The 12,377-nt window shown below is 69.3% G+C and carries 10 protein-coding genes and 1 riboswitch; of the genes, 5 read left to right on the top strand and 5 right to left on the bottom strand.

Annotated elements, in window-relative coordinates:
• Nucleotides 1-46: 46 nt before the first annotated feature.
• The 4 genes from gdhA to GIY23_RS16955 form a co-directional block, all read right to left on the bottom strand.
• On the bottom strand, nt 47-1,387 hold the full coding sequence (gdhA, locus tag GIY23_RS16970) for an NADP-specific glutamate dehydrogenase (RefSeq protein ID WP_154077561.1): 1,341 nt from the start codon (nt 1,385-1,387) through the stop codon (nt 47-49).
• 44 nt (nt 1,388-1,431) lie between these two features.
• A complete protein-coding gene (locus GIY23_RS16965; RefSeq protein WP_154077560.1) occupies nt 1,432-2,823 on the bottom strand; it encodes a mycothione reductase in 1,392 nt (463 codons plus the stop codon).
• 18 nt (nt 2,824-2,841) lie between these two features.
• The gene (locus tag GIY23_RS16960; protein WP_154077559.1) at nt 2,842-3,966 is read right to left on the bottom strand and encodes a VanZ family protein; all 1,125 of its coding nucleotides are present in this window, start codon (nt 3,964-3,966) and stop codon (nt 2,842-2,844) included.
• A 75-nt stretch (nt 3,967-4,041) separates the two neighbouring features.
• Nucleotides 4,042-4,587: a YbhB/YbcL family Raf kinase inhibitor-like protein gene (locus GIY23_RS16955; protein ID WP_154077558.1), complete on the bottom strand. Its 546-nt coding sequence runs from the start codon at nt 4,585-4,587 to the stop codon at nt 4,042-4,044.
• 445 nt (nt 4,588-5,032) lie between these two features.
• Here GIY23_RS16955 and GIY23_RS16950 point away from each other — a divergent pair, with 445 nt between their 5' ends.
• Complete coding sequence (locus tag GIY23_RS16950) at nt 5,033-5,893, top strand: S1 family peptidase (protein WP_154077557.1); 861 nt, start codon at nt 5,033-5,035, stop codon at nt 5,891-5,893.
• A gap of 62 nt (nt 5,894-5,955) precedes the next feature.
• Here the strand turns inward: GIY23_RS16950 and GIY23_RS16945 are convergent, their stop codons facing one another.
• On the bottom strand, nt 5,956-6,591 hold the full coding sequence (locus tag GIY23_RS16945) for a LysE family translocator (RefSeq protein WP_154077556.1): 636 nt from the start codon (nt 6,589-6,591) through the stop codon (nt 5,956-5,958).
• A gap of 397 nt (nt 6,592-6,988) precedes the next feature.
• Between GIY23_RS16945 and GIY23_RS16940 the strand changes: the two genes are divergently transcribed.
• The 4 genes from GIY23_RS16940 (at nt 6,989) to GIY23_RS16925 (ending at nt 12,334) form a co-directional block, all read left to right on the top strand.
• Complete coding sequence (locus tag GIY23_RS16940; RefSeq protein ID WP_154077555.1) at nt 6,989-7,480, top strand: GNAT family N-acetyltransferase; 492 nt, start codon at nt 6,989-6,991, stop codon at nt 7,478-7,480.
• Nucleotides 7,481-7,587: 107 nt separating this feature from the next.
• Nucleotides 7,588-7,715, top strand: a riboswitch (cobalamin riboswitch).
• A gap of 52 nt (nt 7,716-7,767) precedes the next feature.
• On the top strand, nt 7,768-9,876 hold the full coding sequence (locus GIY23_RS16935; protein WP_154077554.1) for a putative cobaltochelatase: 2,109 nt from the start codon (nt 7,768-7,770) through the stop codon (nt 9,874-9,876).
• A gap of 443 nt (nt 9,877-10,319) precedes the next feature.
• A complete protein-coding gene (gene cobO / locus GIY23_RS16930; protein WP_154077553.1) occupies nt 10,320-10,934 on the top strand; it encodes a cob(I)yrinic acid a,c-diamide adenosyltransferase in 615 nt (204 codons plus the stop codon).
• Nucleotides 10,928-12,334, top strand: coding sequence for a cobyrinate a,c-diamide synthase (locus GIY23_RS16925; protein WP_154077552.1), 1,407 nt, complete (start codon nt 10,928-10,930; stop codon nt 12,332-12,334). The genes cobO and GIY23_RS16925 overlap by 7 nt, the downstream gene beginning before the upstream one ends.
• The last annotated feature ends 43 nt before the right edge of the window (nt 12,335-12,377 follow it).

The following is a 12,377-nucleotide window of genomic DNA, read 5'->3' as shown; positions in this document are numbered from 1 at the left end:
TCGCCTCGTGTGGTGGGGCGAAAGTGCCGTTCGCCTCATGGGGTCCTCAGATCAAGCCCTGGCCGAGCATGGCGTCGGCGACGTGGACGAAGCCGTGGATGTTCGCCCCCGCCACGTAGTTGCCCGGCATGCCGTACTCCTCCGCCGTGCGGTGGCAGCGAGCATGCACGTCCTGCATGATCTCGCGCAGCCGGCTCTCGGTGAAGTCGAAGCCCCACGAGTCCCGCGAGGCGTTCTGCTGCATCTCCAACGCCGACGTCGCCACGCCACCCGCGTTGGCCGCCTTGCCCGGGCCGAACGCGACGCCCGCCTCCTGGAAGACGCGCACTCCCTCGGGCGTGGTCGGCATGTTCGCACCCTCGCCGATCGCGACACAGCCGCCGCGCACGAGCATCGCGGCCGCGTCGCCGTCGAGCTCGTTCTGGGTAGCGGAGGGCATCGCGACCTGGCACGGCACCTCCCAGACCGAACGGCCCGACACGTACTTGGCGCCAGGACGGCGCTCCGCATACTCGGCGAGCCGCACCCGCTCGACTTCCTTGAGCTGCTTGACGAGCTCGACGTCGATGCCGTTCTCGTCGTGGACGTAGCCGTTGGAGTCCGAACACGCCACGACCGTGCCGCCGAGCTGGTGCGTCTTCTCGATCGCGTAGATCGCGACGTTGCCCGACCCGGACACGACGACGTTCTTGCCCTCGAGAGAGTCTCCACGTACCGCCAGCATCTCCTCGACGAAGTACGCACAGCCGTATCCGGTCGCCTCGGTGCGCACCTGCGCGCCCCCGTAGGCGAGGCTCTTACCGGTCAACACCCCGGACTCGTACCGGTTGGTGATGCGCTTGTACTGCCCGAACAGGAAGCCGATCTCACGGCCGCCGACACCGGTGTCCCCGGCGGGGACGTCGGTGTACTCACCCAGGTGCCGGTGCAGCTCGGTCATGAAGCTCTGGCAGAACCGCATGATCTCGCGCTCGGAACGCCCCTTCGGGTCGAAGTCCGAGCCACCCTTGCCGCCCCCGATGGGCAGGCCGGTCACCGCGTTCTTGAAGACCTGCTCGAAGCCGAGGAACTTGACGATGCCCTGATACACCGAGGGATGGAACCGAAGTCCGCCCTTGTACGGCCCGAGTGCGCTGTTGAACTCCACTCGGAACCCACGGTTGATGTGGACCTCGCCGTTGTCGTCCTCCCACGGCACCCGGAAAATGATCTGTCGTTCCGGTTCACAGAGTCGCTCGATGACTTTTCGGTCGGCGTACTCGGGATGGCGGTCGAGCACCGGACCGATGCTCTCGAAGACCTCCCAGACCGACTGGTGGAATTCGGTTTCACCGCGGTTGCGGTCGACGACTGTTTCGAAAATCCGGTCCAAGGTGCTGTGCGCCACGGCGACTCGTCCTCCTCGCTGTCCGTTTCCCCTTGAATACTAGTTCAGTCCAGCGGGAGTCCGAGCAGCGCGTTTTCCACCAGCTCCGGCATCGCGGGGTGGATCCAGTACTGTCCGCGCGCCATTCGGCGGGCGTCGATGTCGAATTCCATCGCTTGCACCAGCGGCTGCAGCAAGGTCGGAGCCTGCGCGCCGATGATGTGCGCTCCGAGGATCTTCCCGGTGGCTGGATCTGCGAGCAGTTTCGCGAACCCGGTCGTGTCCTCCATCGCCCACCCGTAGGCGATGTCGCCGTAGTCCTGAATCTTCGTGACGTACCGCACGCCGTGTTCTCGGGCCTGTTGTTCGGTGAGCCCCACCGAGGCGATCTGTGGCGACGAGAACACGGCGTGCGGAACGAATCGATGATCGGACTCGATCGGCTCATCGGGGTGCAGCAGATTGTGTTGCACGACACGCATCTCGTGGTTGGCGACGTGCTTGAGCTCGAACGCGGAGCTGACGTCCCCGAGCGCCCACACGCCGTCCACGCTGGTGCGCTGAGTCGCGTCGACCGTGATCTTGCCGTCCGCTGCGGTGTCGAGCCCGCCGGCCGCGCTGTCGATCAGGTCCGTGTTGGGACGGCGGCCGATGGCCACCAGCAGTTCCTCGGCCTCGACGACCTCCGGGCCGTCCGGGCCGTCGAGGTGCAGGCGCGTCACGCCGTCGACACGCTCGACGTCCAGTTCCTTGCGGTCGAGCCGCACGTCCCAGCGCTGCTCGGCCAGTTCGGTGAAGCGGGCGGACACATCCTCGTCCTGGGCCCGCAGGACCCGCCCGGACCGGCCGATCAGCGTGACGTCGACCCCGAGCCCGGAGAACACGTGCGCGAACTCGGTGGCGACGAAGCCGGTACCCAGGATGATCATTCGCGGCGGCAGCGATTCCAACCGCATGACGGTGTCGCTGGTGTGCGCGCCGACGGACTCGATCCCTGGTATGTCCGGGATCACCGGGCGCCCGCCCGCGGCGACGACGAATCGGTCCGCCGTGAGCACCTGTCGGCCGTCGGCGCCATCGACGGTGAACTCCTTCACTCCGGTGAACCTGCCCTGCCCCTCCACGAGCGTGACGGTCGGTTCGCCTTCGGCCCGGTAGCGGCGCCCGCCCTCGGAGATCGCGTCGATGCGGCCGAAGATGCGGTCGCGAATGTCGCGCCAGCGGGCATCGCGGAGCTCGAGGTCGACGCCGAGCTTCGTGCCGCTGCTCGGAGTGCTCGTCACGTCGGCGGTGTGCACGAACATCTTCGTCGGGATGCAGCCGACGTTCAGGCACGTGCCGCCGTAGCTGCCCTCGATCCCCTTCTCGACGACGGCGACGTTCCAGTCGGCGAACCGCTCGTCGCGAATCGAGTTGCCGGAGCCGGATCCGATGATGACGAGGTCGAAGTGGGGCACGGGTCCATCCATCCTGCATCACTGAGGTGTTGTTCTCGTCACGGGCGGCCGCAGCGACGCGTCGTCCTCCCGTGCGTCCTTCACTGTCAACCCGGCGAGCACGCCTGTGATTCCTCGCCGGTCGTGCGTTCGTGTCACACCGAACGCGTGGATCGTGCACCAGGCGAGCGCGACGAACGCCCCCGCACGAGGCACGTCGAGCAGCGGTAGGAACCCCTGCACGACCGCGAGCCCGCCGAGCCCGCCCAGCCACCGCACGACGGCCTCCTGCGCGCTCGGCGCACGGCCGTCCCGCCGCGTCGCGCGCAGCAGGACCGCGTGTTGGCCGAGTGTGGTTCCGCGTCCGAACACCGTGCACAACAGCAGTGCGAACGCAGGCGTGAACCACAGCGCGAGGGTGCGTGCGGCGATCGTGCCCTCCCATGGTGTTTCACGCAGCAGTACTTCCGAGGCGCGCAGCACAGCACTGCCGCACCACCACAGCAGCAACGCGTCGCACACCATTCCGAGGAGCCGTCGTCCGACACCGACCGGTCTCGGCTCGCCTGCGTCGCTGCCGGCGGGACCGGACACCAGTCGCAGTACGGGCGCCAACGCACTCCCGAACGCCGCTCCCAGCGTGTTCGCGAGTAGATCGTCCACATCGAACAGTCGGTACGGGCACGGGTACAGAAACCAGATGCCGGTCAGCTGGGTCAGCTCCACGAACAGCGACGTCGCGAACCCGAGCAGCACGGTGAGCGGGACACCCGCGCGTGCGAGGTGGCGGGCGAGCATGCCGAGCGGTACGAACAGCAGCACGTTGAAGCCGAACTGCTGAACCGTGGAGTACGAGAGCAGCGAGGTGACGTCGGCGGCCGAACCGGGGCGGGGAAGACCCGCGAGCCAGCGGAGCGGCTCCCATTGAGGTGTGAGATGCGCGAGCGCGGCACAGAACCCGGGACCGGTCGGCGGGAGCGGGATCAGGACGTAGGCCGCCAGCCCCAACGCGTACAGCAGTGCGGCGAAGTGCAGAAACGTACGCCCGGGGCCGAGGTGTCCGTGGCGGCGGTGCGCCCGGGCGACGAACGGCACGAACAGGACGAGCGCGAGGACGACCGCGATGATCACGGCGACGAAGGCCGGGAGCACCCGGACGCTCACAGCTACTCCGTCCCGCTCGTCTCCGAGATCGTACCGCTGGTGCCGGTGTCGGCGCACCGGCACCAGCGGTGCAGGTCAGTGCGCGTAGGTCGGGGTGATGATCGCGCGGCCGACGGTGTGGAAGGCGAGCGTGAAGCTCACGACGGCCGGGCTGACGGTGTCGTCGACGCCGAGCTTGTCGGTGTCGACCGCGTGCACCACGAAGTAGTAGCGGTGCGGGCGATCACCGGGGGGCGGTGCCGCGCCGCCGTAGGCCTTCTCGCCCAGGTCGTTGGTGACATGAAAGGCGCCATCGGGCAACCCGCTGCCGGAGCGGTTGCCAGCGTCGTGGGCCAGTTCGGTGACTCCGACCGGGATGTCGACGACGACCCAGTGCCAGAAGCCGCCGGGGATCGGGGCATCGGGGTCGAAGCAGGTCACCACGAAACTCCTGGTGGTCTCCGGGAAGTCTCGCCAGCTCAGCTGCGGCGAGCGGTTCTCGCCACCGGCTCCCATGCCGTCGAAGACGTGGGTGAGCGAGAGCTTGTCGCCGTCGGCGACGTCGGTGGAGGTGACGGTGAACGCCGGCACCTCCGGCAACAGGGTGTACGGGTCCGGGTCGGTCGGGCGCTCCAGGCTCATGCCGGCATTCCTCTCGTTCGGAGACCGTGTCGGTTCGTGCAGGTCACGCATGGACGATCGGGCACTGCGGGCGCGACCCGGCGGGCCGACTGCCGCGCGTCGTGCCGGTGACCGGAAGATCACCTCGCCCTCCCCAGCCTAGCGTCCCCGGCGGGGGCTTTCCCGGTGGGAGCGGAATCCGGCGGCGATCGGGACGAGACGGTCCGGAGTGGACGGACGCGCCCCCTGAGGACGCGTCGACCCTCGCGGCCGGGAAGGACAGCCGACACGCCGCGCGTGTGTCGGTATCCCACCGTCGAGTGGTCGTTTCCGGTCGATGATCACCGTTTCGAGTGGCGTCGGAGAGGTGTCGCTGGTCGCGGCGGGGTCGCTCTGTTCAGCTCGGCGAGACTGACGCGCAGTGAGGCGACGGCCACCGGGGCCTCGCCGGGGAGGAGACATCGCCATGGGACGGACCTTGCGTCGTGCGGGAGCGTGGACCGGAGTGCTCACCGTTGCGATCGTGTCGTCGGCGCTGAGCGCCGCATCCGTCGATGCCGCGCCGTCGAAGGCCGACGGTCCGGGGCCACCGCAGACGCGCGTTGTCGGCGGCTCCGAGGCCGACATCGCGGAGTATCCGTTCACCGTGTACCTGGCCGAGCAGGGTGCCCAGTTCTGCGGCGGCACGCTCGTCGCGCCGGACAAGGTCGTGACGGCCGCGCACTGTGTGGACTCCGAGCGGCCGGAGAACATCGAGATCGTGGCGGGCAGGCAGGACACACGGGGCGACGGCGGCGCGGTTGCCGCGGTCGGCGGGATCGCCACGCACCCCGAGTACGGAAGCCCGAACCTCGGCGCCGACATCGCGGTGTTGACGCTCGCGAGTGCACTGAACCAGCGGCCCTTGGAGCTCGCCACCTCCGCCGACGACTCGCTCTACCGAGCGGGAACGCTGACGACGGTGCTCGGCTGGGGTGCGACGTCGGAGGGCGGTAGCCCGTCCACCACGCTGCGCAAGGCGCATCCACCGGTGGCCGCCGACGCGGACTGCGCCGAGGCGAACCCGGGGTTCTCGGCCGACTCGATGGTGTGCGCCGGCCTGCCGGAGGGTGGTGTCGACAGCTGCCAGGGCGACTCGGGTGGCCCGCTCGTCGCGGGAGACAAGCTGATCGGCATCGTCTCGTGGGGCAACGGGTGCGCTCGTCCGGAGACGCCGGGCGTGTACACACGAGTGGCGTCCTACGAGGACTTCCTGCGTCAGCACGTCGGTGACGGGGAGGTCGCCGCCCCGGCCTCCGGCGGACCGGCGCCCCAGCCTGCCGCTTGAGCTGAGGACGCGGGTTGATCCACGTGGCCGGCTGCGGGCGGCGGATGCCGCCCGCAGCGAGGTCAGGTCGCGACGAGCCCGACGGAGATGGTGAGGAAGGCGGCGGCGCTCACCGCGTCCAGCGTCCGGGCCACGCGCGGGTCTCGAAGCTTGCTCGCGATGCGGGCGGCGCCGACCACGATCGAGATTTCCCAGATCGCGGCGACGACGAGGAACACGACGCCGAGCATGACGAGCTGGGCGGCCGGTTGCGGTGACGAGCCGACGAACTGAGGCAGGAACGCGAGGCTGAACAGCAGCATCTTCGGGTTGGTGATGTTGCTGAAGAACCCGCGCAGGTACGGGTTGGCCTCGCGCAGCCCGGCCGTGGCGGGTGCGTCGAGGTCTGCGGTCTCCTGCCTCGTGAGCCACAGGCCGCGCAGGATCGTGGCCGCGAGGTAGACGAGGTAGGCGGCGCCGAGCCACTTGAGGACGGAGAGCACGGCCGGGTTCTGCGTGATGAGTGCGCCGAGCCCGGAGATGACGACGCCGACCTGGATCACGCTGGCGGTGTGGATCCCGGCGAGGGCGAGCAGTCCCGGCCGGATGCCGGAGCGAAGGGAGGTACGCAACAGGAGGAACACGTCCACACCGGGTGTGAGGACCACGACCATGCTGGCGACGAGAAAAGCCGGCAGCGGACTGAAGTCCAGAAGCATGACGTTGTTCCGTCCTTTCCGAATGCACGCGCGGTGCGCGCGGCGATGGTGTTCGAAGACAGCGGTGTCAGTGGCACGCGCAGAAGTGAGGCGAAGCACAGTCGTCGCTGACGGCGCAAGGGAAGCAAATTTTCCCGCCGGGAACGATCGTATCGAAAGATTATCCCGATGTCGTCGGACTTGGATGTGAGGTGACACTCCTGCGAACTGGATCACGCCCGGATCACGCGATATCGGCATGACGTGTGCCGCGAGTCACGAAAGGAAGGCCGAAGAATGCGATGCGTGCGCGATTGAGCACGGCTCGTGTCGGCACTTGCGAGGTGTCGTGGCGCCGAGACCGGTCGCGACGCCCGGCAATGCTGTGTGCGATGTGGCGTTGTGATAGGGAACAGGCATGAATGCGCAGTCGCCGACGGCGGTGCACCGAGCCTCGGTCGCGGACCTCGATCCTCGGGACCTGTATCGCATCCTGTGGCTGCGCCTGTCCGTCTTCGTGATCGAGCAGGAGTGCCCACCCGAGTCCGAACTGGACGGACGCGACCTGGAACCGAGCACCCGGCACTACTGGATCACCGGCGAGTCGGACGAGTTCGGTGAGAAGGGCGAGCGGGAGATGGTCGGCTACCTGCGGGTGTTGTGCGACTCCGACGCCACCGTGCACATCGGGCGGGTGTGCGTCGCGAAATCCGCGCGTGGCACCGGAGTGGGCCGGGAGTTGATGCGCGTCGCGGTCGACGACTTCAGCGGTGCGCCGATCGAGATGTCCGCGCAGACTCATGCGCTCGGTTTCTACCGATCCTTCGGTTTCGTCGAGCATGGCGAACCGTATCGGGAGGAAGGGATCCCCCACGTCGCGATGCGCCGGGAACCCGACCGAACCGGCTGACCGGCCGCGAACTGGGGCGCCGGTCCTGGACCACCCACCCACGTTCCTAGCTGCCCTCTGAGACGATGCCGTGGATCCCAGCGAGGGGTTCGGGGCGTGGCACCCCGCAGGAAGCCGGTGTGAATCCGGCACGGTCGGCGCCACTGTGACCGGGGAGCGACCTCCCACGCGAGCCACCGGGGTGTGCACCCTGGGAAGGCCGGAGGTACGCGCGGATCCGGGAGTCAGGACACTGCCCCTCGCGCACGTCGACCCGGGGCGTCCGACACCCGAGGAAGGACTCTGGCATGACCGCTGCTCGCACGAGGTCGCAGTACCCGTTCTCCGCGATCGTGGGGCACGACGACATGCGGCTGGCCCTGCTGCTCAACGCGGTACACCCCGGCATCGGCGGGGTGCTGGTGCGCGGCGAGAAGGGAACCGCGAAGTCGACGGTGGTGCGTGCACTCTCCGCGCTGCTGCCTGCGCTCGACGTCGTGCCCGGCTGCCGCTTCGGCTGCTCGCCCGTGGCCGTCGACGAGGACTGCCCTGATGCCCCGCACGACGCCACGGCGGCTGAGACGCGCCCTGCGCAGCTGGTGGAGCTCCCGGTGGGCGCGACCGAGGATCGGCTCGTCGGCTCACTCGACCTGGAACGTGCTCTCTCCGACGGAGTCCGGGCGTACCAGCCGGGATTGCTCGCGTCGGCGAACCGGGGCGTGCTCTACGTCGACGAGGTCAACCTCCTGCACGACCACCTGGTGGATCTGCTGCTCGATGCGGCGGCGATGGGCCGCGCGCACGTGGAGCGTGAGGGTGTGTCGGTCTCACACGCGGCCTCGTTCTTGCTGGTGGGCACGATGAATCCGGAGGAGGGCGAGCTGCGGCCGCAGCTGCTCGACCGGTTCGGCCTCACGGTGCAGGTGGCAGCCTCCCGCGACGTGGACACGCGCACCGAGGTCGTGCGCCGTCGACTCGCGTTCGAGTCCGACCCGGACGGTTTCGCCCGGTCCTGGGAGTCCGAGGACGCGGAGCTCGCCGAACGAATCGCCGCGGCCCAGGCTCGACTGGGCACGGTGTCGCTGCCGGACGCTGAGCTGCGCCGGATCGCCGCGTTGTGCGCGGCGTTCGAGGTCGACGGGATGCGAGCGGATTTGGTGCTGGCGCGGACCGCGGTGGCACACGCGGCGTGGCGCGGCGCGGACGCAGTGGCCGAGGTCGACGTCGAGGCCGCGGCACGGTTGGCGTTGCCGCATCGCCGCAGGCGCGACCCGTTCGACGAGCCGGGTGTCGAGGAGGAGCAGCTGCAACAGGCGCTCTCCGACGCCGCGGAGCACGCCGGTGACGAGTCGGAAGGTCCGGACGACGGCCAGGGCGGACCTGACGACGGGGATGCCGGGAACGGAGGGCCCGACGACGGGGACGACGACCCCGACGGCGGCGGGGACGGCCCGCCGGACGGCGGTGGTGGTGCTCGGCAGCCGGAGCCGTCCGAGTCCACCGGAGACGGTGAATCGCAGGGTGCCCCCGAGGGCAACGCCTCGTCGGAACGGCCGCCCGCGGTTCCCGCGCCGTCCTTCCGCGCGCGCCTCCTGGAGGTTCCCGGCGTCGGCGAGGGAGCGCCCGGTCGCCGTTCGCGCGCCCGGTCCCGGTCGGGCCAGGTCGTTCGCTCCTCCACAGTGGATGGTTCCGGTGTGCACCTTCCCGCGACCGTAGCGGCGGCGGCACCACATCAATCGGCGCGAGGCCGTCGTGGTCCCGGCCTGGTGCTGCGTCAGGACGACCTCCGGCGTGCCGTCCGGGAAGGCCGGGAGGGCAATCTCGTGTTGTTCGTGGTCGACGCCTCGGGCTCGATGGCCGCGCGCGAGCGCATGTCCGCCGTGAGTGGCGCTGTGCTGTCGTTGCTCACCGACGCCTACCAGCGGCGGGACAAGGTCGGTGTGGTGACCTTCCGTGGCGACGACGCCGAGCTCGCGCTGCCCCCGACCTCCTCTGTGGACATCGCCGCGAGCCGGATGCGCGAGCTGCGGACCGGAGGCCGGACACCGTTGGCGGACGGCCTGCTCACCGCACGGAAGGTCGTGACCACGGAACGGATGCGTGATCCGCAGCGCAGACCGCTGCTCGTGCTGCTCACCGACGGCAAGGCGACCGTGCCGGTGAAACACGGGGAAGTCACCGGCCGTCAACGCTCCCGGGAGTCCGTCGACGATGCCATGCGAGCCGCGCGGCTGCTTGCGGATCTCGACGTCTCGTCCGTCGTCGTGGACTGCGAGAGCGGGCACGTCCGCCTCGGTCTTGCTCCCGAGATCGCAACCGCACTGGAAGGACCGTGCCTGCGGCTGGAGGAACTCTCGGCGGACAGCGTCGCCGGTGTCGTTCGCGCGGCACGCCCGGACACCGTCCGAGCCGCGTGAACGTTCCGGCGGCGACGCGGGGGAGTCGATGCGGCTCCCGGCGCGTGTCGTTGGTATTATGGGGATGTGTCCACCCGACCCCCAGGGGTGGACCGTGAAGAGCCCCCGTACTCCCGGTGACCCCCAGGCTGGTTGAGTGCGGGGGCTTTTCCATAGCTAAGAAGTCCTTTCGGAAGGGCTTGCTCGGTGGTGGGGTGGCGGAACCTCAGCGCCCTCCTCGCTGCGGGATCGATTTCTCGAGTAGCGACCTACGCAGCGATATCGCTGTCCTCGCGAGGAGGGCGCTGAGAACCCGCTGGTGGTCGGGCTGGGTACGTGGTGACCGTTCAGCGACTCCGCCGCTGGCACGACACGGCGACAGCCCTCTTTCCCCGCTGACCGGGCCACGTGGTGAATCCCTCCGGAGCGCCCGCAGCCGAGCACCGAGCGTCTAGGCTCGGCGCATGCCACAGGGAAAGCCTTCGACCGTGCCCGCCGACGGACTCACCACGCGCCAGCGCCGGAACCGCCCGCTGGTGGCCGTGCACACCGGCGAGATGAAGGGCAAGTCCACCGCCGCGTTCGGTATGGCGTTGCGTGGGTGGAACCAGGGCTGGTCGATCGGCGTGTTCCAGTTCGTGAAATCCGCGAAGTGGCGTGTGGGTGAGGAATCGGCCTTCCGCGCACTCGGTGCCCTGCACGCGCAGACAGGCGAGGGTGGCCCGGTCGAGTGGCACAAGATGGGTGAGGGCTGGTCCTGGTCCCGCAAGAAGGGCAGCGAGGAGGATCATGCCGCGGCTGCGCTCGAGGGCTGGCAGGAGATCCGCCGGAGGCTCGAGACCGAGCAGCACGGCATGTACGTGCTCGACGAGTTCACGTATCCGCTGCACTGGGGGTGGGTCGACGTCGACGAGGTCGTGACCACGTTGCGGGACCGTCCTGGACACCAGCATGTGGTCATCACCGGTCGGAACGCTCCGGACTCGTTGTGTGCGGCCGCTGATCTGGTCTTGGCGACGTCGAAGGTCAAGCACCCGATGGACGCCGGCCAGAAGGGACAGAAAGGCATCGAGTGGTGAGTGACGCCCGCGTGGTGATCGCCGCGCCCGCGTCCGGACACGGCAAGACCACGGTCGCCACCGGGCTGCTCGCGGCGTTGCGTCGACGTGGTGTCGACGTGGCTCCGTTCAAGGTGGGTCCGGACTACATCGACCCCGGCTACCATCGGCTCGCCGCCGGGCGACCCGGTCGCAATCTCGACCCGGTGCTGGTCGGTGACGAGCGCATCGGCCCGTTGTTCACGCACGGGAGAGCCGACGCGGACCTGTCCGTCGTCGAAGGCGTCATGGGCCTGTTCGACGGTCGCATCGGTGCGGGTCCGGCGGACGGTCCCGCGATCGGTTCGACCGCGCACGTCGCCGGTCTGCTCGACGCGCCGGTCGTGCTCGTGGTCGACGTGACCGGGCAGGGGCAGAGCATCGCGGCCTTGCTGCACGGTTTTCGCAGCTATCAGCCCGGTGTCCGGATCGGCGGTGTGATTCTGAACCGGGTCGGTTCGGACCGTCACGAAGAGGTGCTGCGGGAGGCGTCGGAGGCGGCAGGTTTGCCCGTTCTCGGCGCGCTGCGCCGCACTTCGGGATTGGAGGTGCCGTCCCGGCATCTCGGTCTGGTGACGGTCGCCGAGCACGGAGCCGCCGCGCGGGAAGCGGTGGAGTCGATGGCCGACGCGGTCGAGTCCGGTGTCGACCTCGACGCGGTGCAGCACGTGGCTCGGGCTGCGCCCGGATTCTCGTGCCCGGCCTGGGACCCGTCGACCGAGGTCACCAGGCAAGTCTCGCGACCGGTCGTGGCGGTGGCCGGTGGCCCGGCCTTCACCTTCGGCTACACCGAGCATCCGGAACTGCTCTCCTCGGCAGGCGCCGACGTCGTGGTCGTCGACCCGTTGCGGGACACGACGCTTCCGGAGCGCACCGCGGGACTCGTGCTGCCGGGTGGGTTTCCCGAGCAGCACGCGGGCTCGTTGTCGGCGAACACCGCGCTACGTGAGGAGATCGCGGCCTTCGCCGCCGCCGGCGGACCGGTGCACGCGGAGTGCGGTGGTCTGCTTTACCTCGCCGAAGAACTCGACGGTCACCCACTGTGCGGCGTGATCCCGGCGTGGGCGCGGATGTCGTCCACGCTGACGCTGGGCTACCGCGACGCCGTGGCGGTGTCGAACTCACCGTTGTTCGCCGAAGGGCAGCGGATCAGCGGACACGAGTTCCACCGTACCGTCCTCGACCCCGGCCACGGCGAGTCGGCGGCGTGGCGGTGGCGTCGCGACGGGGTGGTCGCCGAAGGATTCGTCTGCGGTGGTGTGCACGCGTCCTACCTGCACACTCACCCCGCCGGTCATCCCGAGGCGATCGGTCGGTTCGTCCGGTACTGCGCCGAGTTCGCAACCGGTGACTCCGCCCGGAGCCGCAGCGAAGCGGGGTGATCACGCCCCGGATCGGTGGCGTGAAGCAGACAGGTACGGTCGT

Origin of the sequence: Allosaccharopolyspora coralli (assembly GCF_009664835.1) — a bacterium.
In the GTDB taxonomy this organism is placed as follows: domain Bacteria; phylum Actinomycetota; class Actinomycetes; order Mycobacteriales; family Pseudonocardiaceae; genus Allosaccharopolyspora; species Allosaccharopolyspora coralli.
Note: the sequence above shows the minus strand (reverse complement) of the source record. Positions and strands in the feature narration are given on the sequence as shown.